Source organism: Saccharothrix isguenensis, from assembly GCF_052936305.1.
The window spans coordinates 6,442,678-6,465,206 of the sequence record NZ_CP193626.1; the positions used below are offsets into that span (position 1 = coordinate 6,442,678).

General features: G+C 72.1%; 25 protein-coding genes. 10 read left to right on the forward strand and 15 right to left on the reverse strand.

Annotated features, from left to right (window positions below; genetic code table 11):
* Positions 1-7: 7 nt before the first annotated feature.
* Both ACRAKI_RS28705 and ACRAKI_RS28710 read right to left on the reverse strand, forming a co-directional pair.
* The gene (locus ACRAKI_RS28705) at positions 8-904 is read right to left on the reverse strand and encodes a transketolase family protein (RefSeq protein ID WP_447003614.1); all 897 of its coding nucleotides are present in this window, start codon (positions 902-904) and stop codon (positions 8-10) included.
* Entirely contained in the window at positions 904-1,593 is a 690-nt protein-coding gene (locus ACRAKI_RS28710; RefSeq protein WP_447003615.1) for a transketolase, read from the reverse strand. Before ACRAKI_RS28710 ends, ACRAKI_RS28705 begins: the two co-directional genes overlap by 1 nt.
* A 71-nt stretch (positions 1,594-1,664) precedes the next feature.
* On the opposite strand from ACRAKI_RS28710, the gene soxR reads away from it, so the two are divergent.
* Together soxR and ACRAKI_RS28720 are read left to right on the forward strand one after the other, a co-directional pair.
* Positions 1,665-2,108, forward strand: a complete 444-nt coding sequence (gene soxR, locus ACRAKI_RS28715; RefSeq protein WP_447008541.1) for a redox-sensitive transcriptional activator SoxR — start codon at positions 1,665-1,667, stop codon at positions 2,106-2,108.
* A gap of 52 nt (positions 2,109-2,160) precedes the next feature.
* Positions 2,161-2,676, forward strand: a complete 516-nt coding sequence (locus ACRAKI_RS28720; protein ID WP_447008542.1) for an RNA 2'-phosphotransferase — start codon at positions 2,161-2,163, stop codon at positions 2,674-2,676.
* On the opposite strand, the gene ACRAKI_RS28725 is transcribed toward ACRAKI_RS28720, so the two are convergent.
* From ACRAKI_RS28725 to hisD, 5 genes are all read right to left on the reverse strand, one after another.
* Positions 2,648-3,238, reverse strand: a complete 591-nt coding sequence (locus ACRAKI_RS28725; RefSeq protein ID WP_447003616.1) for a TetR/AcrR family transcriptional regulator — start codon at positions 3,236-3,238, stop codon at positions 2,648-2,650. The genes ACRAKI_RS28720 and ACRAKI_RS28725 overlap by 29 nt on opposite strands.
* A 176-nt stretch (positions 3,239-3,414) precedes the next feature.
* Positions 3,415-3,570 carry a hypothetical protein gene (locus ACRAKI_RS28730; protein ID WP_447003617.1) on the reverse strand — a complete coding sequence of 52 codons (156 nt, stop codon included), beginning with the start codon at positions 3,568-3,570 and terminating at the stop codon, positions 3,415-3,417.
* On the reverse strand, positions 3,571-4,170 hold the full coding sequence (gene hisB, locus ACRAKI_RS28735; protein ID WP_447003618.1) for an imidazoleglycerol-phosphate dehydratase HisB: 600 nt from the start codon (positions 4,168-4,170) through the stop codon (positions 3,571-3,573). It lies immediately after the preceding gene.
* Positions 4,167-5,270 (reverse strand): histidinol-phosphate transaminase, encoded by a 1,104-nt coding sequence (locus ACRAKI_RS28740; RefSeq protein WP_447003619.1) that lies wholly within the window; start codon positions 5,268-5,270, stop codon positions 4,167-4,169. The genes hisB and ACRAKI_RS28740 overlap by 4 nt, the downstream gene beginning before the upstream one ends.
* Complete coding sequence (gene hisD, locus ACRAKI_RS28745) at positions 5,267-6,583, reverse strand: histidinol dehydrogenase (protein WP_447003620.1); 1,317 nt, start codon at positions 6,581-6,583, stop codon at positions 5,267-5,269. Before hisD ends, ACRAKI_RS28740 begins: the two co-directional genes overlap by 4 nt.
* A gap of 181 nt (positions 6,584-6,764) precedes the next feature.
* Between hisD and ACRAKI_RS28750 the strand changes: the two genes are divergently transcribed.
* Positions 6,765-8,075, forward strand: coding sequence for a M14 family metallopeptidase (locus ACRAKI_RS28750; protein ID WP_447003621.1), 1,311 nt, complete (start codon positions 6,765-6,767; stop codon positions 8,073-8,075).
* Here ACRAKI_RS28750 and ACRAKI_RS28755 read toward each other — a convergent pair.
* Together ACRAKI_RS28755 and ACRAKI_RS28760 are read right to left on the reverse strand one after the other, a co-directional pair.
* On the reverse strand, positions 8,056-9,186 hold the full coding sequence (locus ACRAKI_RS28755) for an aminotransferase class V-fold PLP-dependent enzyme (protein ID WP_447003622.1): 1,131 nt from the start codon (positions 9,184-9,186) through the stop codon (positions 8,056-8,058). The genes ACRAKI_RS28750 and ACRAKI_RS28755 overlap by 20 nt on opposite strands.
* Positions 9,183-10,730, reverse strand: a complete 1,548-nt coding sequence (locus ACRAKI_RS28760; RefSeq protein WP_447003623.1) for an ABC transporter substrate-binding protein — start codon at positions 10,728-10,730, stop codon at positions 9,183-9,185. Before ACRAKI_RS28760 ends, ACRAKI_RS28755 begins: the two co-directional genes overlap by 4 nt.
* Before the next feature lie 29 nt (positions 10,731-10,759).
* Here ACRAKI_RS28760 and ACRAKI_RS28765 point away from each other — a divergent pair, with 29 nt between their 5' ends.
* Positions 10,760-11,539, forward strand: coding sequence for a carbon-nitrogen hydrolase family protein (locus ACRAKI_RS28765; protein ID WP_447008543.1), 780 nt, complete (start codon positions 10,760-10,762; stop codon positions 11,537-11,539).
* 113 nt (positions 11,540-11,652) lie between these two features.
* Positions 11,653-12,570, forward strand: coding sequence for a DUF2382 domain-containing protein (locus ACRAKI_RS28770; protein WP_447003624.1), 918 nt, complete (start codon positions 11,653-11,655; stop codon positions 12,568-12,570).
* Positions 12,571-12,630: 60 nt separating this feature from the next.
* Here ACRAKI_RS28770 and nadC read toward each other — a convergent pair whose 3' ends face one another.
* Genes nadC through nadA form a run of 3 tightly spaced genes read right to left on the reverse strand, consistent with a single transcriptional unit; the run spans position 12,631 to position 16,120 of the window.
* Entirely contained in the window at positions 12,631-13,473 is an 843-nt protein-coding gene (gene nadC / locus ACRAKI_RS28775) for a carboxylating nicotinate-nucleotide diphosphorylase (protein ID WP_447003625.1), read from the reverse strand.
* Positions 13,470-15,104 carry an L-aspartate oxidase gene (locus ACRAKI_RS28780; protein WP_447003626.1) on the reverse strand — a complete coding sequence of 545 codons (1,635 nt, stop codon included), beginning with the start codon at positions 15,102-15,104 and terminating at the stop codon, positions 13,470-13,472. The genes nadC and ACRAKI_RS28780 overlap by 4 nt, the downstream gene beginning before the upstream one ends.
* Positions 15,101-16,120 carry a quinolinate synthase NadA gene (gene nadA, locus ACRAKI_RS28785; RefSeq protein WP_447003627.1) on the reverse strand — a complete coding sequence of 340 codons (1,020 nt, stop codon included), beginning with the start codon at positions 16,118-16,120 and terminating at the stop codon, positions 15,101-15,103. Before nadA ends, ACRAKI_RS28780 begins: the two co-directional genes overlap by 4 nt.
* Before the next feature lie 64 nt (positions 16,121-16,184).
* On the opposite strand from nadA, the gene ACRAKI_RS28790 reads away from it, so the two are divergent.
* From ACRAKI_RS28790 to ACRAKI_RS28810, 5 genes are all read left to right on the forward strand, one after another.
* A complete protein-coding gene (locus ACRAKI_RS28790) occupies positions 16,185-16,874 on the forward strand; it encodes an NUDIX hydrolase (RefSeq protein ID WP_447003628.1) in 690 nt (229 codons plus the stop codon).
* Positions 16,871-17,551, forward strand: a complete 681-nt coding sequence (locus ACRAKI_RS28795; RefSeq protein ID WP_447003629.1) for an LON peptidase substrate-binding domain-containing protein — start codon at positions 16,871-16,873, stop codon at positions 17,549-17,551. Before ACRAKI_RS28790 ends, ACRAKI_RS28795 begins: the two co-directional genes overlap by 4 nt.
* A gap of 79 nt (positions 17,552-17,630) precedes the next feature.
* The gene (locus tag ACRAKI_RS28800; RefSeq protein ID WP_447003630.1) at positions 17,631-18,320 is read left to right on the forward strand and encodes a type I 3-dehydroquinate dehydratase; all 690 of its coding nucleotides are present in this window, start codon (positions 17,631-17,633) and stop codon (positions 18,318-18,320) included.
* A 266-nt stretch (positions 18,321-18,586) separates the two neighbouring features.
* Positions 18,587-19,849: an MFS transporter gene (locus ACRAKI_RS28805; protein ID WP_447003631.1), complete on the forward strand. Its 1,263-nt coding sequence runs from the start codon at positions 18,587-18,589 to the stop codon at positions 19,847-19,849.
* Positions 19,846-20,634, forward strand: a complete 789-nt coding sequence (locus ACRAKI_RS28810) for a putative hydro-lyase (RefSeq protein ID WP_447003632.1) — start codon at positions 19,846-19,848, stop codon at positions 20,632-20,634. The genes ACRAKI_RS28805 and ACRAKI_RS28810 overlap by 4 nt, the downstream gene beginning before the upstream one ends.
* Here the strand turns inward: ACRAKI_RS28810 and ACRAKI_RS28815 are convergent.
* The 3 genes from ACRAKI_RS28815 to bioB are packed head-to-tail and all read right to left on the reverse strand — an operon-like array spanning position 20,631 to position 22,469.
* On the reverse strand, positions 20,631-21,227 hold the full coding sequence (locus tag ACRAKI_RS28815; RefSeq protein ID WP_447003633.1) for a DUF2567 domain-containing protein: 597 nt from the start codon (positions 21,225-21,227) through the stop codon (positions 20,631-20,633). The two genes, ACRAKI_RS28810 and ACRAKI_RS28815, sit on opposite strands and share 4 nt — an antisense overlap.
* Before the next feature lie 40 nt (positions 21,228-21,267).
* Positions 21,268-21,456, reverse strand: coding sequence for a biotin synthase auxiliary protein BsaP (gene bsaP, locus ACRAKI_RS28820; RefSeq protein ID WP_447003634.1), 189 nt, complete (start codon positions 21,454-21,456; stop codon positions 21,268-21,270).
* Entirely contained in the window at positions 21,453-22,469 is a 1,017-nt protein-coding gene (gene bioB, locus ACRAKI_RS28825; protein WP_447003635.1) for a biotin synthase BioB, read from the reverse strand. Before bioB ends, bsaP begins: the two co-directional genes overlap by 4 nt.
* Positions 22,470-22,529 lie beyond the last annotated feature (60 nt).

Genomic DNA, 22,529 nt, shown 5'->3' on the forward strand with positions numbered 1-22,529 from the left:
GAAGAGATCATGCCGCAGCCGCCGGGTGGCCGAACATCCGACGCACGGCCGCGGTGATGCCGAGCACGTCGAGGTCGTGCGCCGAATCGTGGTCCTCGGCGGTGCCGTAGGCGCGGAGCTCGGCGTCACGCCGGACACCGAGGGACCGCAGCCGGTGCGGCACGTCGGCCAGCGCCTCCGCCGCCAGGTGCGCGGACGTCCCCTCCAGGTAGGGCTCGACCAGCAGCACGTCGGCCCGGCCGGTCCGGCTTACCGCCTCTTGGAGGCCGGCGTCGTCGAACGGACGGACGGTGGTCGCGTAGAGGACGGTCACGTCCGCGTCCTTCGTCGCCTCCAGCACCTTGTCGAGCATCGGCCCGACGGCCACCACCACGCCCCGCCGGCCGCGCCGCACTTCGGTGAACCCCTCGACCACCGGGTGCGGCGACGCGTTCTGCCGCAGCGACAGGCGGATGTAGATCCGGTCGTCACGTCGCAGGGCGTCCCGGACGATCGGCTCGACCTCGTCCGGGTGGCCGGGCACCCGGACCGTCCAGCCGGGCAGCGTGTCGAACAGCGCCACGTCGCCGGGCGCCTGGTGCGTGCGGCCCCACACCGGGTCGTCGTACGAGCCGCCGATGCCGACCAGCACGCCGCCCACGTCCTGGTGGCCGAAGTCCAGCTTGATCTGCTCGAACGGCCGCTCGACCAGGAACGGCGCGTAGGTGTGCACGACCGGCCGCATCCCGCTCAACGCGAGCCCGCTGCCGACGCCCACCAACGCCTGCTCGCGGATGCCGACGTTGATCACGCGTTCCTGCGGCGTGAACACGTCCCGCGAGATCTCGGCGAGCACGACCGCCACCCGCGGGTCGTGCCGCATCACGTCCTCCACGGTGTCCACGAACACCTGTCGCATCGACATCACCACTCCCCCTTCCGGATCTCCGCCACCACGGCCAGCGGACCTTCGTGCGCCTGCGTGAGCGCCTCGTGCAGCGCGTCGTGGTCACGCCCGTCCACTGTGGACGTCTGCCAGCCCTCGACCTCGAACCTCCGCGCCACCCCGCCGGGCCAGCCGTGCGTGCCGGACTCGTTGTCCACCACCACCGTGACGAGGCGGTGCAGGCCGAGCCGCGCGGCCAGCGCGATCGCCTCGTGGTTGCTGCCCTCGTCCAGCTCCGCGTCCCCGACCAGCACGAAAGTCCGTGCCGCGCGGCCCTGGAGCCGCAGCCCGAGAGCGGTGCCGACGGCGATCGGCAGACCGTGCCCCAGCGAGCCGCTGCTGATCTCCACGCCGTTGACCAGGACCCGGTCCGGGTGCTGGCCCAGCGGCGAGTCCCACGCCGTCCAGGTGTCCAGTGTGGACGGTTCGAGGTAGCCCTTCGCGGCCAGCACGGCGTAGTACGCCATCGGTCCGTGCCCCTTCGACAGCAGGAACCGGTCCCGGTCCGGGTCGTCCACCCGGTCCGGCGACACGTCCAGCACCCGGTCGTAGAGCACCCACAGCACGTCCAGCGTGGACGCCGCCGCCCACTCGTGCTTCTCGTCCCCCGTCATCCGCCGGAACAACGCGGGTATGTCGGCGAACCCCGACTCTCTCGTGACTGCCATGCACCCACCAAACAACTTCGACTTAGGTCGAGGTCAACCCATAGGATGGGCACGTGAGCAAGTTGCCGGAGATGTTGACCATCGGTCAGGTGGCCGAACGCAGCGGCGTGCCGCACACCGCGCTCAGGTTCTACGAGGAACGGGGGCTGATCGCGTCGGAGCGCACCACGGGCAACCAGCGCCGGTACCCGCGGCACGTGCTGCGGCGGCTGGCGTTCATCCGCACCGCTCAGCGGGTGGGGCTGTCGCTGGAGGACGTGCACGACGCGTTGGCGACGCTGCCGGAGAACCGCACGCCCACCAAGTCCGACTGGAGCAGGCTGTCCGCCAACTGGCAGGTCGAGCTGGATGCGCGGATCGACGCGCTGCGGCGGCTGCGGGACCGGCTGACGTCGTGCATCGGGTGCGGCTGCCTGTCGCTGCGGAGCTGCTCCCTGCACAACTTCGACGACGAGCAGGCGTCGGACGGCCCGGGGGCGCCGAAGCTCAAGCCCGCCGTCGAGGGCGGCACCTGAAATCCGGTTGTGCCGCCGTGCTGCACTGGATGTCGTGCAAGAGCAGAAGCAGATGGTCCGCTTGTCGAAGCGGATGTCCAGGGTCCTGCGCCACGCGCCGGAGGAGGTCGGGCTGACGCTCGACGCGGCGGGGTGGGTGGACCTGGACGACCTCGTGCGCGCCCTGGGCGTGACGCGGGCGCAGGTGCTGGAGGTCGTGGCGGGCAACGACAAGCAGAGGTTCGCGATCGAGGACGACCGCATCCGGGCCAGTCAGGGGCACACCGTGGCGGTGTCCTTGGACCTGCCGGTGGCCGAGCCGCCCGCCGAGCTGTACCACGGGACGGTGGGCCGGGTCCTGCCCGACGTCTTCCGCGACGGGCTTCGGCCGATGGCGCGGCACGACGTGCACCTGTCGGCGACCGTCGAGACGGCCGTGCGGGTCGGGTCGCGGCGGGGGAAGCCGGTGGTGCTGGTGGTCGACGCCGCCGCCATGGCCGCCGCCGGCCACGAGTTCCGGGTCAGCGCCAACGGCGTGTGGCTGGTGGCCGCCGTGCCGCCTAGCTACCTGCGAGAACACGTCTCGTGAGCCAGTCGAGGCCCGCGACCACCTCGTCCGGGCCGAGACCGCGCACCTGTCTTTGGTACTGGTAGACCTCCGGGGCGAGGGGCGCCATCAGGGCGTCCACCACGGCCGAGGGGGCGCCGTCGACCAGCGCGGCCACGTGCCGCCGCCAGAACCCGTAGGCACCGGCCCGGAACCGCGCCCGGCCCGTCTCCGCGCCGAGGACCAGGTGCAGGTGCCGTTCCAGCAGACCCACCATGGCACGGTAGAACGCGGCCAGCCGTTCGTCGGGCGGTGCGCCCGGCCCCAGCGGCGGCGGTCCGCTGAGGATGCGTTCCTGGATCACGGACTCGTGCTCGTCCAGCAGCGCCTGAGCAATGGAGGTCGTGTCCGGGTAACGCCGGTAGAGCGTGGCCCGACCCACCCCGGCAGCCCTGGCGATGTCCTCCATCGTGACGCCGACAGACCCACCCGCGGCGGCGAACACCTCCTCCGCGGCGGCGAGCACGCGGGCCCGGTTGCGGGCCGCATCGGCCCGCTCCCGAGGACGACCGACGGTGATGGTGGCCTCACCCGGTGACGACATGTGACCAACCATACGCAGACAGCCAAACCCACCACGACCGGAGCGTGCAACTCGCGGTGCCCGAGTGGACGACTCGCGGGTGGGAGCGCTCTCACCTCCGCGAGTCGTCCAGTCCGGCACCGCGAGTCGACCGGTCGGGCACCTGGAACTTGCCGGTCGGGCACTGGGGGTGGCGGTCAGAGGAGCCAGGTGAGGGCGGCGGCGGCCGTGACGACGGTCAGGACCAGGAGGATGACGGCCAGGCCTCTGGCCGTCTTCCACGTGCTGTAGACGCCGCCGATCAGGAAGCCGGCCACGGCCAGCAGGCCGATGACCACGTACTCCTTGGGCATCTACAGGACGCCCTTGGTGGAGGGGACGCCTCCGACGCGCGGGTCGGGTTCGACGGCGGCGCGCAGTGCCCGTGCGACCGCCTTGAACTGGGCCTCGGCGATGTGGTGCGGGTCGCGCCCGTACTCCACCCGGACGTGCAGCGCGATACCCGCGTGGAACGCCAGCGAGTCGAACACGTGCCGGTTCAGCACGAACGGGTAGTTCCCGCCGATCGTGAAGGTGTTGAACTGCTCCGGCTCGCCCACGTGCACGCAGTACGGCCGCCCGGACACGTCCACCGCCGCGTGCGCCAGCGTCTCGTCCATCGGGATCCACGCGTCGCCGAACCGGCGGATGCCCGCCTTGTCCCCCAACGCCTCCCGCAACGCCTGGCCGAGCACGATCGCCACGTCCTCCACGGTGTGGTGCGCGTCGATCTCCACGTCACCCGTCGCCCGCACGACCAGGTCGAACGACCCGTGCACGCCCAGCGCGGTGAGCATGTGGTCGTAGAACGGCACGCCCGTGCCGATCTCGACCTTCCCGGTGCCGTCGAGGTCGATCTCGACGTACACCGACGATTCCCTGGTGGTCCGCTCCACCTTGCCGACCCGGCTCACCGGCCAACCTCCTTGCTCGCCGCGAGGAACGCGTCGTTCTCCTCCGGAGTACCGACCGTCACCCGCAGATGTCCGACGATGCCGACGTCCCTGATCAGCACACCGCGTTCCAGGTACGACCGCCACGTGGCGTGCGCGTCCTCGAACCACCCGAACAGGACGAAGTTCGCGTCGCTGTGCACGACCGAGAAGCCGAGCCCCGCCAACGAGTCCATCACCCGGTCGCGTTCGGCCGCGAGGAGGGCCACCGACCCCAGCGTCTCCGACGCGTGCCGCAGCGACGCCCGCGCGGCGGCCTGGGTCAGCGCCGACAGGTGGTAGGGCAGCCGCACGAGCTGCAACGCGTCCACCACGGCGGGAGCGGCGGCGAGGTAGCCCAGCCGACCGCCGGCGAAAGCGAACGCCTTGCTCATGGTCCGGCTCACGATCAGCTTGGCCGGGTAGTCGTCGAGCAGCACGACGGCGCTGTCCCGCGACGAGAACTCGACGTAGGCCTCGTCCACCACGACCATCCCCGGCGAGGCCTCGATCAGCACGCGCAGGTCGGCCACCGGCAGGCTCTGCCCGGTCGGGTTGTTCGGGCTGGTCACGAACACCACGTCCGGGGCGCGCTCGGCGACGATCTCCGCCGCGCGCTCCACGTCCAGCGAGAAGTCGGCGCGGCGGGGCGTCGGCACCCACTCGGTGCGGGTGCCGGCCGCGATGATCGGGTGCATCGAGTACGACGGCTCGAAGCCCAGCGCCGTCCGCCCGTGGCCGCCGAACGCCTGGAGGATCTGCTGCAGCACCTCGTTGGACCCGTTCGCCGCCCACACGTTGGCCGAGGTCAGCGGCACGCCGGTGGACGACGCCAGGTAGGCGGCCAGGTCCTCGCGCAGCGCCACCGCGTCCCGGTCGGGGTAGCGGTGCAGCTCACCGGCGATGGCGGCCACCTCCCGCACCACGTCCGCCACCAGGGCGGGCGTCGGCGGGTACGGGTTCTCGTTCGTGTTCAGCCGCACGGGCACGTCCAGCTGCGGCGCGCCGTACGGCGTCCGGCCGCGCAGGTCCTCGCGCAGGGGCAGGTCGACCAGCTCCACCCGCGATCCGATCGGCTTCACCGGCTGAACCTCGCCGTGACGGCCTGGCCGTGCGCGGGCAGGTCCTCGGCGTTGGCGAGCGCCACGACGTGCGGCGCGACCTCGCGCAGCGCGTCCTCGCTGTAGTCGATCACGTGGATGCCGCGCAGGAACGTCTGCACCGACAGCCCGGACGAGTGCCGCGCGCAGCCGCCGGTGGGCAGCACGTGGTTGGAGCCCGCGCAGTAGTCGCCCAGCGACACCGGCGAGTGCGGCCCGACGAAGATCGCACCGGCGGCGCGCACGCGGGCGGCGACCTCGCGGGCCGAGGCGGTCTGGATCTCCAGGTGCTCGGCGGCGTACACGTCCACCACCCGCAACCCTTCATCCACACTGGACACCAGCACGGTGCCGGACTGCTTGCCCCGCAACGCCGTCCGCACCCGCTCGCTGTGCTTGGTGACGGCGGTCTGGCGGTCCAGCTCGGCGTCCACGGCGTCCGCCAGGGCCTCGGACGTGGTCACCAGCACGCTAGCGGCCAGCGTGTCGTGCTCGGCCTGGCTGATCAGGTCGGCGGCCACGTGCACCGGGTCGGCCGTCTCGTCGGCCAGGATGGCGATCTCGGTCGGCCCGGCCTCGGAGTCGATGCCGACCAGTCCGCGCAGCAGGCGCTTGGCGGCGGTCAGGTAGATGTTGCCGGGACCGGTCACCAGGTCGACCGGGTCCAGCGCCCCGCCGCCGGTGTCCGTGCCGCCGTAGGCGAGCAGGGCGACCGCGAGCGCGCCGCCGACGGCCCACACCTCGGTCACGCCCAGCAGGGCGGCGGCGGCGAGGATCGTCGGGTGCGGCAGGCCGCCGAACTCCGCCTGCGGCGGCGAGCAGACCACCAGGGAGTCGACGCCCGCGAGCTGCGCCGGCACCACGTTCATCACCACGCTGGACGGGTAGACCGCCAAGCCGCCGGGCGCGTACAGGCCGACGCGGGACACCGGCACCCAGCGCTCGGTCACCGTGCCGCCGGGCACCACCTGCGTGGTCGTGTCGACCCGGCGCTGGTCGGCGTGCACCTTGCGGGCGCGCGCGATGGACTCCTCCAGCGCCGCGCGCACGGCCGGCTCCAGCTCGGACAGCGCGCGCTCCAGCTCGGACGCGGGCACGCGGATCGAGACGGGCCGGACCTTGTCGAACTTCTCGCCGTGCTCCAGCACGGCCTCGACGCCCCGTTCGCGCACGTCGTCCACCAGGGGCCGGACGTGATGCAGCACCGCGTCCACGTCGACCTCGGCGCGCGGGAGCGCGGCACGCAGTTCTGCCGGTGACGGGACCCGACCTCGCAGGTCGATGCGGCTGAGCATGGCTCCAAGGGTAAGCGGTCCCGAATTCCGTCAACTGTCACCCCACACCGGGGCGGCGAACCCGACAAACGGGGGCTACCTCATTCCGTGAGCACAGGGCCACGCTGCGTGTGCACCACTTCTGTGCTGCCCCTCCGGTGCGGCACATCTCCGTCGCAACCCTGCTGATGATGGAGGCTTGATGTTCACCAAGCGCCGCGGCCTCGTGGCCGCCGCACTGGTAGCGAGCGTGACCCTGGTGCTTCCCGTGCACCCGGGGTCGGCACAGCCCGCGACCGGGCAGACCCAGCGGACGGTCTTCGAGATCACCGCGACCACCCCCGAGGCGAGGACGAAGGTCGCGCGGACCGGGGTCGACGTCCTCGGCCAGGACGGCGACCGGCTGACCGTCATCGCCGAGCCGCGACAGCACCGGGCGCTGCGCGCGACCGGGCTGCCCATGAAGAACACCGGTGACGCCGACGCCCAGCTCGCGGGCCTCGGCAAGGCCGACTTCGCCGACCCGCAGGTCGGCGCGCAGGACTTCCCGTCCGGCTACGCGGGCTACCACAACTACGCCGAGATGGTCGCCGAGCTGAACCAGACCGTCCGCGACCACCCGAACCTGGTCACGATGCGCAGCATCGGCAAGTCGTACCAGAACCGGGACCTGTGGATGATCAAGATCAGCGACAACCCGTCGGTCGACGAGGCCGAGCCCGAGGTGCTGTTCACCTGCAACCAGCACGCGCGGGAGCACCTGACCGTGGAGATGTGCCTGCACATCATCAAGCGGTACACGGACAACTACGCGTCCAGCTCGGCGGTCAAGGCCGCGGTCGACAGCCGGGAGATCTGGGTCATCCCCAGCGTCAACCCGGACGGCGCGGAGTACGACATCGCCACCGGCTCGTTCCGCGCGTGGCGGAAGAACCGGCAGCCGAACTCCACCGCGGTCGGCACCGACCCGAACCGCAACTGGGGCCACCAGTGGGGCTGCTGCGGCGGCTCCAGCGGCAGCGGGTCCAGCGACACGTACCGCGGCACGTCCGCGTTCTCCGCGCCGGAGGTCGCCCGCGTGCGCGACTTCGTGAACGGCCGCGTGGTGGGCGGCGTGCAGCAGATCAAGTCGCACATCGACTGGCACACCTACTCGGAGCTGATCCTGTGGCCGTACGGCTACACGTACGCCGACACGGCCGCCGGTCTGGACGCCACCCAGGCGAACGTGTTCCAGACCATGGGCCGGCGGATGGCGTCGCTGAACGGCTACACGCCGCAGCAGGCCAGCGACCTGTACATCACCGACGGCAGCGTGGACGACTGGATGTGGGCCGCCCACAAGATCTGGAGCTACACGTTCGAGATGTACCCCAGGTCGGCGAGCGGGACCAGCGGCTTCTACCCGCGCGACACCGTGATCGCGGCGCAGACCTCGCGCAACGACACCGCGGTCCAGCTGTTCCTGGACTACTCCGACTGCGTCCCGCGCATCACCGGGCGCACCTGCTGACGGCCTCCACGGCCTGATCCACCTGCTCGGGCCGGACGAAGTAGTGGGGCGACGCCCGCACCACCTCGTCCAGCCCGCGCCGGGTCATGTCCAGCAGCGTCGAGGACGCCAGGCTGACGGTGACCGTCACGCCCTCGCGGGCCAGCCGGTCGCGCACCTCGGCCGCGCCGAGGCCGTCCACGGTGAACGTGACGAGGCCCGCCTTGCGCACGCCCGGGTCGCGCACCGTCACACCGGGCAGCGCGCTGAGCCCGGCACGCAGCCGGTCCGCGCGTTCACCGACCTCGCGCTCGATCACGTCCAGGCCCCTGGCCAGCGCGTACCTGGCCGCCGCGATGAGACCGAGGCGGGCGGCGACGTTCGACTCCCAGATCTCGTAGACCCTGGCGTCCTCGCGCAACCGGATGTCGTGCGGACCCACCCACGCGGCGCTGTGCAGGTCGATCAGGTTCGGCCGCATCCGCCGGGCCGCCTCGCGCCGCACCACCAGCGCACCCGTGCCGCGCGGGCCGCGCAGCCACTTGCGGCCGGTGCAGCTGATCAGGTCGACACCCAGCTCGTCCGCGCGCACCGGCATCTGCCCGATCGACTGGCACCCGTCCAGCAGCACCAGCGCGCCCACCTCGTGCGCCGCGTCGGCGACCTCGCGCGCCGGGTTGACCAGTCCGCTGTTGGTCGGCACGTGCACCAGGGACACGAGCTTGACCCGCTCGTCCAGCATCTCCTCCAGCGCGCCCACGTCGATCTGCCCGGACGAGTCGGACGGCACCGCCTCGGCGACCGCCCCCACCTGGCGCGCCCGGTGCAGGATGGGGATCGCCGTGCCCGCGTACTCGGCCTCGCTGTACAGCACCCGGTCGCCGGCGGCCAGCGGCACGGCGTCGAACGCGGTCAGCCAGGCACGGGTGGCGCTCTCGGTGAACGCGATCTCGTCCGGCTCCGCGCCCAGCAGCTCGGCGAACACCCCGTACCCGGCCTCCAGGTCGTCCCGGCGCTCCCGCGCGGCGACGTACCCGCCGATCTCGGCCTCCCGGCGCAGGTGCCCGAAGACCTCCTCCGACACCTCCTCCGGCGGCAGGGACGAACCGGCCGAGTCCAGGAAGACCGTCATCGGGGCGACCACTTCTCCAGGTTCCACCAGGGGCCCCAGGACAGCGCGCCGTGGGCGTACGGGTCCACGACCTCCTGGTAGCCGTTCCAGTTGTCCCGCATCACGTACGTGTGCCGCACGGACGCCAGCACCACCATGCCCGGGGCCGCCGCGTACGCCCGCTGGAACTGCTTGTACGCCGCCGCGCGCTGGGCCGGGTCCAGCAGCGACCGCCCGGTGTCCAGGGCCGCGTCGACCTGCGGGTCCGAGTAGCCCCACGGGTTGCCGGTGTGCAGCGACGGGTAGGCCATCAGGTCCGGGTCGAACGGGGTGCCGCCGCCGTGCAGCAGCGCGTCCACGCCGAGCCGGGGCGTGACGGCCTCCCAGCTCAGCCCGGCCAGCTGCACGTCGATCCCGACCGCCTTGGCGTCCGCGGCGAACGCGGTGGCCAGGTCGGCGCGCACCACGTCGCCGATCGGGTACATCAGGGTGAACCGGGCCGGCACGCCGTCGCGGGCCCGCACGCCGTCCGCGCCGCGCACCCAGCCCGCCTCGTCGAGCAGCAGCTCGGCCCGCGCCTTGTCGTGGTCGAACCGGGCGGCGGGCTCGACGAACTCCGGCAGCGTGTCCGGCACCGGCGTGCTCACCGGCGCGCCCTTGCCGCCCAGCAGGTTGTCGACCATGCCCTTGCGGTTGACCGCGTGGTTCAGCGCCATCCGGATCGCGCCGTCGCCCGTCACCGGCCCCCCACCCGGAAGGGTGATGGCACGCAGGTCGGCGCTGCGGTGCGTGACGACCCTCATACCGTTGGTGGCGCCGAACGACGCGGCCAGGCGGGGCGGCAGGACCGTGCCGTCGAACTCCCCCGCCTGCATGCGCTGGGCGCGGGTGTTGTCGTCGGGCACGAACACCACGGTCAGCTTGCGGATCTTCGGCTCGCCGCCGAAGTACGAGGCGTTGGCCTCCAGCACCATCCGGTCGCCCTTGCGCCAGTCCACCAGCCGGTACGGGCCGGTGCCGACCGGCTGGACGTCCGGCAGCGGCGCGCCGAGCGCCTCGCTGGGCAGCACGCCGAGCACGAGCATGTGCGGGAACGCGGCCCACGGCCTGGCCAGCGTGAACCTCACCGTGCGGGTGTCCAGCTGCTCCACGCCGGTCAGCTCCCGGTAGGCGGCGCGCTCGGTCGAGCCGGACGCCGGGTCCAGCAGCGCCCGGTAGGTGGCCACCACGTCCTCGGGGCCGAACGCCGTGCCGTCCGAGAACTTGACGTCGTCGCGCAGCCGCACGGTCCAGCTCAGCCCGTCCGGGGCGGGCGTGGGCGCGTCGGCCGCGAGCTGGGGCCGCACGGAGCCGTCCGCGCGGTGCTCCACCAGGCCGTCGTACAGCTTGGACACGCCCTCGCGGCCGTAGCCGAGCAGCGGGTTCAGCGTGGTGGGCTCGACCGGGTCGGCCAGCACGAGCGCGCTGCCGTCCGCGGTGCCCTCGGCGTTCGGTGTCGTCGTGCCGGTGCACCCCGCAAAGGCAAGGACGGCTGTGACGACAAGCAGGGGCAATAGGGGGCGCACGAGTCCCGACACTACCTAGAGTGGACGACATGCGTGTCGCCCTGTGCCAGATCAACTCGTCCACCGATCCGGCGGCGAACCTGGAGCTGCTGCGTTCCGAGACGACGCGCGCGGCGGCCGGCGGCGCGCGGGTGGTCGTGTTCCCCGAGGCCACGATGTGCCGGTTCGGTGTGCCACTCGGTGAGGTGGCCGAGCCCCTGGGCGGACCGTGGGCGAGCGCGGTGCGGGACATCGCCGACGAGCACGGCGTCGTCGTCGTGGTGGGCATGTTCACCCCCGCGCCGGACGGCCGGGTCGCGAACACGCTGCTGGTCACCGGCGGCGGCCGGCACCTGGGGTACGACAAGATCCACTTGTTCGACGCGTTCGGGTTCTCCGAGTCGCGCACCGTCGCGCCCGGCTCCGAGCCGGTGGTGGTGGAGGTCGACGGCGTCACGTTCGGCCTGGCCACCTGCTACGACGTGCGGTTCCCCGAGCTGTTCCGGGCGTTGGCGGACCGGGGCGCGACGGCCGTGCTGCTGTGCGCGTCGTGGGGCGCCGGGCCGGGCAAGCGGGAGCAGTGGGAGCTGCTGGTGCGGGCCAGGGCGCTGGACTGCACGTCGTGGGTGCTGGCGTGCGGCCAGGCCGACCCGGGCGTCGAGCACGGCGGCGCGCCCACGGGCATCGGCTTCAGCACGGCGGTCTCACCGCTGGGTGGCGTGGTCGAGCAGCTGGCCGGCGAACCGGGCCTGATCCTGGCCGATGTGGACACCCGGAGTGTCCCTGAAGCGCGGCAGATCCTGCCCGTGCTGGCCAATCGTCGGCTCTGAAGTTCTTTCGGACGATACCCCCCTCACACGTTCGGGTGGCAGCCGAATAGGTGTCCCTTGGTGCCGGGAACCCTTGCGCGGACGTAAAAACACACGCGAAGGGGACCTTGGCCATGATCAACCAGGCCGAAGTGGACCGCCTGTACGACTGCGAAGTGATCGACGAGCACGGTGAGCGCATCGGCTCGGTGAAACAGGTCTGGCTCGACGACCGGGACGGCCGGCCGATGTGGGCCTCGGTGCACACCGGCCTGTTCGGGCTGAAGGAGTCGTTCGTGCCGATCCAGGACGCGACCCTGGGCGACGGCGTCGTCACCGTGCCCGTGGAGAAGCAGCAGGTGAAGGACGCGCCCCGGATCGACGTGTCGGATGAGCACATGTCCGACCGGCAGCAGCACGAGCTGTACGAGTACTACGGCTTGATCCCGTCCCACCGCACCGCCGAGCACGACCGGCTGCCGGGCCGGGGCCGTGGCGAGACCACCCCCATGGCGGGGGGCCGCACGGCCACCGGGCAGACCGGTCGCACGACGGGCGACCAGACGATGACCGGTCGGATGCCCGAGCAGACCGACGGACAGCACGCCACGGGCCAGGCGGCAGCGGGCCAAGCGGCAGCGGATCACACGGCCGGCCGCCGGGGCAAGCACGAGGCCCGGACCGACGACTCGGTCACCCGGTACGAGGAAGACCTCGAAGTCGGCACCCGCGAGGCGGAGGCCGGCCGGGTCCGGCTGGTCAAGCACGTGGTGACCGAGCAGAAGGACGTCACCGTGCCGGTCTCGCACGAAGAGGTCCGCGTGGTGCGCGAACCCGCCGACGGCGAGCCGACCGGACGGGCGTTCACCGAGGAGGAGGCCGAGGTCACGCTGCGCCGGCAGGAGCCGGTGGTGGAGAAGAAGGCCAGGCCGGTGGAGAAGGTCCGGATGGACAAGGAGACCGTCACCGAGCAGGAGCGCGTCCGCGGCCAGGTCCGCAAGGAGCGCGTGGACGTGGAGCCCGACGACCGGACCAAGCGTCGCGACACCTGACCTGGGCGTACCCGCGCCCCGTGCCCCGGGCGCGGGTGCGTCCGACCCCCTGTCGGCGGCTCAGCGCAGGTCCAGCCCCAGGTCCAGTGCCGGGGCGGAGTGCGTGAGGCCGCCGACGGCCAGGTAGTCCACGCCGGTCTCGGCGTAGGCCCTGGCCACGGCGAGCGTCAGCCCGCCGGACGCCTCCAGCCGGACGCCGCCCGCCCGCCGCACCGCCTCCGCGCAGTCGGCGACGGTGAAGTTGTCCAGGAGCACCAGCTCGGCGCCCTCGGCCACGGCCTCGTCCAGCTGGTCCAGCGAGTCGACCTCGACCTCGCACGGCAGGTGCGGGGCGTGGGCGCGCACGGCGGCCATCGCCGCCCGCACGGAACCCGCCGCCCGCACGTGGTTGTCCTTGATCAGCACGGCGTCGCCGAGGCCGAGCCGGTGGTTGACGCCGCCGCCGCAGCGGACCGCGTACTTCTCCAGCAGCCGCAGGCCCGGCAGGGTCTTGCGGGAATCCCGCACGCGCGCCTTGGTGCCGGCGACCTCGTCCACCCAGGCGGCGGTGAGCGTGGCCACGCCGGACAGGTGGCAGAGCAGGTTCAACGCGGTGCGCTCGGCGGTGAGCAGGCCGCGCACCGGTCCGCGCAGCACCAGGGCGGGCTCGCCGGGCACGGCCTTGTCGCCGTCCTCCCGGCTCTCCAGCACCTCCACGTCGGTGACCTGCCGGAACACCTCCAGCGCCACCGGGACGCCCGCCAGCACGCCGGCCGCGCGCGGCGTCAACTCGGCCACCGCGACCGCCTCGGCGGGCACGGTGGCCTCCGTCGTCGCGTCCGCGCCGTACCGGAGGTCCTCTTCGAGCGCCGTCGCGATCACGCGGCGCGCGTCGTCCAAGTCGAGTCCGTGCCGGGCTGTCATGCCACTCCCATCTCGACCAGCGGGTCCGCCAGCACGGGCTGACCCGACGGGTTGAGCCGGACCACCTGGCTGCGGTGCCGGCGCGCCTCGTCCCGCTCGGTGAAATCGGTGCGGACGTGGCAGCCGCGCGACTCCTCGCGCTCCGCCGCCGCCGCGATCAACGCCCGCGCCGCCACGGTGAGCGCCGCGTCCTCCACCAGTTCCCGGGTGTCCAGCACCCGGTCCGCGGTGGACAGGTCGAGCACCGAGCCGACCACGGCGAGGCCCTCGGCGTCACGGCCGATCGCCGCGTACCGGGACATCACGCGCTGCAACGAGTCCCGGGCCGCGACCGGCGCCGTCGGCAGCTCCACGGGGCCCGACGCCGGGCCTGAAGCGGAACAGCGGGCCAGCACGTTGAGCGCCAGGTCCGCCGCGACCGCCTCGGCCGCGCGCGTGCCGACGACCAGGCCTTCGAGCAGGCTGTTGGACGCCAGCCGGTTCGCGCCGTGCAGCCCGGTCCGGGCCACCTCGCCCGCCGCGTACAGGCCGGTCACGCCCGTTCGTCCATCCACATCGGACACCACGCCGCCGCACGCGAAGTGCGCCGCGGGCGCCACCGGGATCGGGTCGCCCGCCGGGTCGATGCCCGCCTGGAGGCAGGCCGCGTGCACGGTCGGGAACCGGCGCGCGAAGTCGGAGATGCCCGTGGCGTCGAGGAAGACGTGGTCGTCCACGCCGCCGGGGCCGGCCGCCATGTGCCGGGTGATCGCCGCCGCGACCACGTCCCGAGGTGCCAGGTCCTCCAGCGGGTGCAAGCCGCGCATGACCCGCGCGCCGGTCGCGTCGACCAGCACCGCGCCCTCGCCGCGCACCGCCTCGGTCACCAGCGGGCACCGGCCACGCGCACCGCGCCCGGTGTAGAGGACGGTCGGGTGGAACTGGACGAACTCGACGTCCGCCGCCACCGCGCCCGCCCGCAACGCCAGCGCGAGGCCGTCACCCGTGGCCACCTCCGGGTTGGACGTGGCCTGGTAGAGCTGCCCGAGGCCGCCGCTGGCCAGCAGCACCGCGGGCGCGCTGAGCACGCCCGGCACGCCGTTGCCGTCCAGCACGAGCAGCCCGCAGACCTGACCGAGCGGGGTCCGGATCGCGTCCACGGCGACGTGCTGCTCCAGCACCGGCACCCGTCCGTCGGACGCCGCCGCCAGCAGCGCGCGCTCCACCTCCGCGCCGGTCGCGTCACCGCCCGCGTGCACCACCCGGAACGCGCTGTGCCCGCCCTCCCGCGTGCGGGCCAGCCCCCCGGACGACGCGGCGTCGAACACCGCGCCGCGCTCGCGCAGCCTGGCCACCGCCGCCGGACCACCCGCGATGATCGTCCGCACGGCGGCCTCGTCGCACAGCCCCGCGCCCGCGACCACCGTGTCGCGCACGTGCGCGTCGACCGAGTCGCCCTCGTCGTGCTCGCCGGGCAGCACGACGGCCACGCCGCCCTGCGCCCAGCGGGTGTTGCCGTCCGCACCGGACGCCTTGGTCAGCACCAGGACGCGCAGCCCCAGCTCACGCGCCCGCAGCGCCGCCGTCAGCCCGGCCACCCCCGTGCCGACGACCACCAGGTCGGCTCTGGCCTCCCACAGCGGACTGGTCATTCGCCGCCGCCGGGCTGCCCGATCTCGATCATGCGCTGCACCGCGCCCCTGGCCCGCTCGGCGGTCTCCAGGTCGACGTGCACCTCGTCCTTGCCCTCGCGCAGCCCGCGCAGCAACGCCGCCGGGGTGATCATCTTCATGTAGCGGCACGACGCCCGGTCGTTCACCGCCCGGAAGTCGATCTCCGGCGCGGCCCGCCGCAGCTGGTGCAGCATGCCGACCTCGGTGGCCACCAGCACCGACTTCGCGCTGGTGCGCCGCGCGGCCGTGATCATGTCGCCGGTCGAGAGGATCTTCACCTTGTCGCTGGGCACGATGCCCTCGCCCGCGAGGTAGAGCGCCGACGTGGCGCAGCCGCACTCGGGGTGGATGAACAGGTCCGCCTCCGGGTTCGCCGCCGCGCGCGCCGCCAGTTCCGGGCCGTTGATGCCCGCGTGGACGTGGCACTCGCCGGCCCAGATGCGCAGGTTCTCCCGACCCGTCTCGCGCTTCACGTGCTGGCCCAGGTACTGGTCCGGCAGGAACAGCACCTCGCGGTCGGCCGGGATCGACTTCACCACGTCCACCGCGTTCGACGAGGTGCAGCAGATGTCCGTCTCCGCCTTCACCTCCGCCGTCGTGTTGACGTACGAGACGACCACCGCGCCGGGGTGCTCGGCCTTCCACTCCCGCAACTGCTCGCCCGTGATCGAGTCCGCCAGCGAGCAGCCCGCCCGCTCGTCCGGGATCAGGACCGTCTTGTGCGGCGCCAGGATCTTCGCCGTCTCGGCCATGAAGTGCACGCCGCAGAACACGATGGTGGACGCGTCGCTCGCGGCGGCGATGCGGCTCAGCGCCAGCGAGTCGCCGGTGTGGTGCGCGATGTCCTGGATCTCGGGGAGCTGGTAGTTGTGCGCCAGGATGACCGCGTCCCGCTCGCGCGCCAGTTCCAGCACCTCGTCGCGCCAGGCCGCGTCCGGCGCGATCCCGTCGTAGGCGCCGTCCGAGGTTCGCTCCACGTAGGCGGTGGCGACCATGGGTTCCTCCCTTGAACCAGGTTTTCGCCTATCGGTCGAAAACGTGGCCGATAGTATCAGCCGAGTGGGACTCGCGGGACATGAGGTGCTGGCCGCGGTGCTCCAGGTGAGAGCCGGATCACTCCAGGTCATGCTGTGGGAGCGCGCGCGGGAACCGCACGCTCACCGCTGGTCACTGCCCGGCGGCGGGCTCGGCGACGACGAGGACGTGGAGACGTCGATCCGCCGTCAGCTGGCGGAGAAGGTCGACGTGCGACAACTGTCACACGTCGAGCAGCTGGCCGTCTTCAGCAACCCAGCGCGGGTGCCGGGCCCCCGGGTCGTGGCGACGGCGTTCCTCGGCCTGGTGCCGTCCCACATCGACCCGGTCGTGCCGTCCGACACGGCGTGGCACCCGGTGGACGACCTGCCCGCGACGGCGTTCGACCACCAGGCGATCTGCCGCCGCGCCCGCAGCCGACTGGCGTCCAAGCTGTCGTACACGAACCTGGGGTTCGCGCTGGCGCCGCCGGAGTTCACCATCTCCGCCCTGCGCTCCCTGTACTCGGCGGCGCTGGGGTACAAGGTGTCGGCGACCAACCTCCAACGCGTGCTGTCACGGCGGGGGTTGCTGGAGCCGACGGGCGGGACCGTGCAGCCCGGACCGTCCGGCGGCCGGCCGGCGGCGCTGTTCCGCTTCGCGTCGGGGGAAATGCGGATCACCGATCCCTTCGCCGTGCTGCGGCCACCGTCCACCCGTAGCTTGGGTTCGTGACGACGACGCTCCCCCTGTTCCCGCTGGGCACCGTGCTGCTGCCCGGGGCGTCCCTTCCGCTGCACGTGTTCGAGCCGCGCTACCGGCAGCTGACCGTCGACCTGGTGACGGGCGCGGTGCCGGAGCGGACGTTCGGCGTGGTGTCGATCAAGCAGGGGTGGGAGGTCGGCGCGGAGAACGTCGAGGCGCTGTGCGACGTCGGTTGCACGGCGGTGCTCCAGGAGGCGCGGCGGCTGCCGGACGGGCGGTACGACCTGACCACCGTCGGCGGCCGGCGGTTCAGGCTGCTGGACGTGGACGAGGACAGTGCCCCGTACCTGATCGCGTCGGTGCGGTGGCTGCCGGACACGGAAGCGCCGCCGGAGGTCGACGCCGTGCTGCCGTTGCTGGCGGAGAGCGCGCGGGCGGCGCACGGGCGGTACCGGGAGGTGGCGTACGAGAGCGTGGTGCGTCGGCCGCCGGCAGCGGACACGGCGATGGCCGACCTGGCGTACGCGTTGGCCGGGGACTGCCTGCTGACGCTGGAGGACCGCCAGCGGCTGCTGGAGGAGACGTCACCGGCGCGTCGGCTGCGGCTCGTGCGGAAAGTGCTGCACCGCGAGACGGGCATTCTCGACGCGCTGAGCGCCGTGCCCGCACCGTTGTCCGAATTGGGTCAACTGCCTCATCACAACTGACCGTTCCGGTGCGCGGTGTAGGATCCCGCGGGTGAATAGCCTGCGTGCGCTGGTCGACGGCGGTGTGCCACTGGTCGCGGTGAGCTTCGACGACGAGGACTGCGAGCGCGCGGCGCGGGAAGCGCTGGCTTCCGGTGTCGATGTCGCGGAATTGCGCATCGACCGGTTCTCGCGGACCGACGTCGGGCACGTCCTGGAGAAGGTGCACGCGTTCCGGGGTCTGCCGGTTCTGGCGACCGTGCGCTCAGGCGCCGAAGGTGGCGGGTGGGGCGGCACCGAGGAGGAGCGCCTCGACTTGTTCCGCGCTGTCGCGCCGCTGGTGGAGGCGGTGGACGTCGAGCTGTCGTCGAGCGGCGTCCTGGCCGACGTGATCAGCGCCGCCCGTGCGCACGACGCGCTGTCGATCGTGTCGTACCACAATTTCGACCACACGCCCGGCCTGGACGCCCTGGAAGAGATCGTCCGTGACGCCGAGGCCGCCGGCGCCGATATCGTCAAGGTTTCCACGATGGCGACTTCCGGTGCCGATCTGAAGGTATTGGCGTCGCTATTGCTGAATTCGGCCGACGAGACCCGGATGATCGTCATCGCAATGGGTGGGACCGGCACCGCATCGCGGATCTTCTTCCCCGCCCTGGGTTCGCTGCTGACTTATACGTTCATCGGCCACCTGCCCACGTCGGGCCAACTCGACTTCGCCGAGACGTTCGCCCTGATGCGCAAGTTCTACCCGGAGTTCGACCGGCGCAAGGCCCGCACCGACTCCTGAACGTCCACCTCGGGTTAGCCCGAACGCGGGACTCACCGTGCCCCGCTGGACAACTCGCGGTGCGCCAGTGGACGACTCGCGCGTGAGAGCGCTCTCACACCTCGCGAGTCCTCCAGTCCGGCACCGCGAGTTGACCAGTCCGGCACTGCGCGGGCGCCGATCGGGTGAGTTGTTGGTTCGCCCTATTGCTCTATGGTGGGATTGTTCAACAATCCTCTAGCGTGTGGGCCACGGCACACCCTCACGGCTGCGAGGTGATCCCCGACATGAGCACCACGGACATCGACACCGAGGAAGTCCGAGGCCCGTTCGCCTGGTTCCACACGCTGGGTCGCAACGGCAAGCGCGCGTTCGTCGGCGCGTTCGGCGGCTTCGGCCTGGACGCCTACGACTTCCAGGTCCTCCCCCTGGGCCTGTTCGCCATCACCGCCTACTTCGGCATCACCAACGGCCAAGCGGGCCTGCTCAACACCGTCACCCTCGTCGTCTCCGCCCTCGGTGGCGCGATCGCGGGCATCTTCGCGGACCGCATCGGCCGGGTCCGCACCCTCATGATCACCGTCGTCACCTACGCCGTCTTCACCGTCCTGTGCGGCTTCGCCACCAGCTACGAGATGCTGCTGGTGTTCCGCGCCCTCCAAGGGCTCGGCTTCGGCGGCGAGTGGGCGGCCGGCGCGATCCTCGTCGCCGAGTACTGCAAACCCCGGTACCGGGGCCGGACGGTCGCGTTCATCCAGAGCTCGTGGGCCGTCGGCTGGGGCCTGAGCGTGATCGTCTACACCGCCGTGTTCAGCTTCCTGCCCCAGGACATCGCCTGGCGCGTGCTGTTCTGGACCGGCGCCATCCCCGCCGTCCTGGTCTTCTACATCCGCCGCCACGTCAAGGACGCGCCGAGGGCCGAGACGGTGCTGAAGACCAGCCCGGTCAAGGGCAGCTTCAGGGCCGTCTTCCGCGGCGACCACGGCCGCACCACCCTGTTCGCGGCACTCCTCGCCACCGGCGTCCAGGGCGGCTACTACACGCTGGCGAGCTGGGTGCCGACGTTCCTCAAGACCGAACGCGGGCTGAGCGTCGTCGGCACCGGCGGCTACATGGCCCTGCTCATCACCGGTGCGTTCGCCGGGTACGTCACCGGCGGCTACCTGACCGACCGGCTCGGCCGCAAGCACACGTTCACGCTGTTCGCCGTGCTCAGCGCGATCCTCCTGGTCCTGTTCACCCAGATACCCGCGGGCGCGAACTGGCTGATCCTGCTGGTCACGTTCCCGCTCGGCTTCACCACGTCGGCGATCTTCAGCGGCTTCGGCGCGTTCCTCGCCGAGCTGTACCCGACCGAGCTGCGCGGCACGGGTCAGGGCTTCACCTACAACTTCGGCCGCGCGGTCGGCGCGTTGTTCCCCGCGCTGGTGGGGTTCCTGGCGGAGGGCATGGGCGTCGGCGGCGCGATGATCTTCGGCGCGGTCGCGTACGGCATCGCCGTCCTGGCGCTCTTCGGCCTTCCCGAGACGAAGGGCACCGAGCTGACATGACCACGACACCGGAAGAAGTGCGCCGGGACCACCGCGGCCCGACTGCCGGGCTCGCGGACGGCTACGCGCAGGTCAACCTGATCGCCGTGCCGGCGGACTGGGCCTACGACGTGCTCCTGTTCACCCAGCGCAACCCGAAAGCGTGCCCGGTCCTGGACGTGACCGACGCGGGCGCCACCACCACGGTCCTGGCGCGCGACGCCGACCTCCGCCGGGACCTGCCCCGCTACCGGATCTGGGAGCGCGGCGAGCTGAAGGAGGAACCGACCGACGCCTCGGACCACTGGCGGGACGACCTGGTCGCGTTCCTCATCGGGTGCAGCTTCACGTTCGAGTCCGCGTTGCAGCGGGCGGGCGTCCCCCTCCGGCACGTCGACCAGCAGCGGAACGTCCCGATGTACGTCACGGACCGCGAGTGCCGCCCGGCGGGCCGCGTGCACGGACCGATGGTGGTGTCGATGCGCTACATCCCGGCCGACCTCACGAGCAGGGCGTGGGACGTCACGGCGCGCATGCCCGCCGTCCACGGCGCACCCGTCCACATCGGTGATCCGCACGCGCTCGGCATCGACGACCTGGACCGGCCGGACTTCGGCGAACGCACCGACCCGCAGGAGGGCGACGTGCCGGTCTTCTGGGCGTGCGGCGTGACACCGCAGGCCGCGGTGATGGCGTCGAAACCGCCGTTCGCGATCACCCACGCACCGGGGCACATGTTCGTCACCGACGTGCCCGACACCGAGTACCGGCTCCAACTCGGCGCTCCAACCCGGCCGACGCTCTAACCCAGCCTGCGGCCGAGGTCGTCCAGACCGTTCCACGCGGCCAGGCAGCCGTACGCCAGCGCCGTGCCCAAGGGCCACGCCAGCACGCCCCACCACGTCTCCAGCACCGGGGCCAAGGCGATCACGTCACCGGCCTCGGGCGCGGCGCCGACGGCGTACTTGCCGGCGGCCGTCCCGGTGCCGGTCAGGTGGCCGAGGTAGGCCGCCAGGACCGAGCCGAGCGTGGCCGCCAGCATCACCACCGGCCCGCGCCGTTCCCGCAGCATCCACACCGCGATGCCGGTGACCAGCCCGATGCCCAAGCCGATCAGCACGAACAGCATCAGCCCGTCGAGCCGGTGGTAGCTCTCGCCGGTCACCGGGACCATCGACCCGTCCTGCTGCACGACCACGTTCTGCGGCGGCGCGAGCCACGCCCACACCCACCCCACCGGCAGTCCCAGCAGCGCGATCGCGGACAGCACGGAGAACCCGGGCAGCAGGTCGCGCTTCACCACGACCCGCGGCCGCTGCACCACGTAGTAGTACTCGAACGCCGGCGCGGGTGGCACCGGAACGGGCGTCGCCCGCTCGTCCACCGGTTGCTCCGCCACCCGACGACCTCCCTGCACACGTGACCAGATGCGGGGCAGGTTACCGCGCGGAGGTGATCTCCCCGTGGCGGCTGCACGCGGCGGCCCACCCGGCGGGCGTCACCTGCACCACCATCCGGCGCGCGCACTCGCCGCAGAACCGCGGCGGGTCGATCACGCCGAGCCGCGAGGCGCACGCCGAGTGGTCCGTGGCGGCGAGGTCCTTGCCGCAGTATCCGCAGTACGTCACAGCGTCTTGCTCAGCTCCTTGATCGGCATGGACAGCTCGCCCAGCATGTCGAGGTCCTGCTGCGCCGGACGGCCGAGGTTGGTCAGGTAGTTGCCGACGATGATCGCGTTGACGCCGCCGAGCATCCCCTGCTTGGCACCGAGGTCGCCGAAGGTCAGCTCACGGCCGCCGGCGAAGCGCAGGATCGTCCGCGGCAGGGCCAGCCGGAACGCTCCGACCGCTCGCAGGGCGTCAGGGCCTTCCACGATCGGGTAGTTCTCGTATGGCGTGCCGGGGTTCGGGATGAGGAAGTTCAGCGGCACCTCGTCCGGCTCCAGCGAGGCCAGCTGCACGGCGAACTCGGCGCGCTGCGCCAGCGTCTCCCCCATGCCGATGATGCCGCCGCAGCAGACCTCCATGCCGGCCTCGCGGATCATCTTCAGCGTGTCCCACCGCTCTTCCCACGAGTGCGTGGTGACCACGTTGGGGAAGTGCGAGCGGGCCGTCTCCAGGTTGTGGTTGTAGCGGTGGACGCCCATCTCCACCAGCTCGTCCACCTGCTCCTGGGTGAGCATGCCGAGCGAGCAGGCGATCTGGATGTCGTTGCCGTCCTCGCGGATGGCCTTGATGCCGTCGCGCACCTGCGACAGCAGCCGCTTGTCCGGCCCGCGCACGGCGGCGACGATGCAGAACTCGGTGGCGCCGGTGTCGGCGGTCTGCCGGGCAGCCTTGACGAGGCCGGGGATGTCCAGCCACGCCGAGCGCACCGGCGACGGGAACTGCCCGGACTGGGAGCAGAAGTGGCAGTCCTCGGGGCAGCCGCCGGTCTTGAGCGACACGATGCCCTCGACCTCGACCTCCGGTCCGCACCAGCGCATGCGCACGGCGTGCGCGAGCTCCAGCAGGTCGGGGATGCGCTCGTCGGGCAGCTGGAGCACTTCGAGCACCTGCTCCTCGGACAGCCCGACGCCCTGCTCCAGCACCTGCTCACGGGCAACGCTGAGGACATCGACCTGTTCGGGCGCTGCGGTCACGACTTCTCCTCGGGAACTCCGGCGGTGGTCCGCCGTGCAGTCTGCCGCACGGAACTGCGC

What these genes read in the sequence shown, in the direction of transcription:
- ACRAKI_RS28725 (WP_447003616.1), bottom strand. Translation starts at nt 3,238, where the DNA reads ATGTCGTCACCGGGTGAGGCCACCATCACCGTCGGTCGTCCTCGGGAG.
- hisD (WP_447003620.1), bottom strand. Translation starts at nt 6,583, where the DNA reads ATGCTCAGCCGCATCGACCTGCGAGGTCGGGTCCCGTCACCGGCAGAA.
- ACRAKI_RS28750 (WP_447003621.1), top strand. Translation starts at nt 6,765, where the DNA reads ATGTTCACCAAGCGCCGCGGCCTCGTGGCCGCCGCACTGGTAGCGAGC.
- ACRAKI_RS28780 (WP_447003626.1), bottom strand. Translation starts at nt 15,104, where the DNA reads ATGACCAGTCCGCTGTGGGAGGCCAGAGCCGACCTGGTGGTCGTCGGC.
- ACRAKI_RS28705 (WP_447003614.1), bottom strand. Translation starts at nt 904, where the DNA reads ATGTCGATGCGACAGGTGTTCGTGGACACCGTGGAGGACGTGATGCGG.
- nadA (WP_447003627.1), bottom strand. Translation starts at nt 16,120, where the DNA reads ATGGTCGCCACCGCCTACGTGGAGCGAACCTCGGACGGCGCCTACGAC.
- ACRAKI_RS28810 (WP_447003632.1), top strand. Translation starts at nt 19,846, where the DNA reads ATGACCACGACACCGGAAGAAGTGCGCCGGGACCACCGCGGCCCGACT.
- ACRAKI_RS28720 (WP_447008542.1), top strand. Translation starts at nt 2,161, where the DNA reads ATGGTCCGCTTGTCGAAGCGGATGTCCAGGGTCCTGCGCCACGCGCCG.
- ACRAKI_RS28770 (WP_447003624.1), top strand. Translation starts at nt 11,653, where the DNA reads ATGATCAACCAGGCCGAAGTGGACCGCCTGTACGACTGCGAAGTGATC.
- ACRAKI_RS28730 (WP_447003617.1), bottom strand. Translation starts at nt 3,570, where the DNA reads ATGCCCAAGGAGTACGTGGTCATCGGCCTGCTGGCCGTGGCCGGCTTC.
- soxR (WP_447008541.1), top strand. Translation starts at nt 1,665, where the DNA reads ATGTTGACCATCGGTCAGGTGGCCGAACGCAGCGGCGTGCCGCACACC.
- ACRAKI_RS28755 (WP_447003622.1), bottom strand. Translation starts at nt 9,186, where the DNA reads ATGACGGTCTTCCTGGACTCGGCCGGTTCGTCCCTGCCGCCGGAGGAG.
- ACRAKI_RS28710 (WP_447003615.1), bottom strand. Translation starts at nt 1,593, where the DNA reads ATGGCAGTCACGAGAGAGTCGGGGTTCGCCGACATACCCGCGTTGTTC.
- ACRAKI_RS28805 (WP_447003631.1), top strand. Translation starts at nt 18,587, where the DNA reads ATGAGCACCACGGACATCGACACCGAGGAAGTCCGAGGCCCGTTCGCC.
- ACRAKI_RS28765 (WP_447008543.1), top strand. Translation starts at nt 10,760, where the DNA reads ATGCGTGTCGCCCTGTGCCAGATCAACTCGTCCACCGATCCGGCGGCG.
- nadC (WP_447003625.1), bottom strand. Translation starts at nt 13,473, where the DNA reads ATGACAGCCCGGCACGGACTCGACTTGGACGACGCGCGCCGCGTGATC.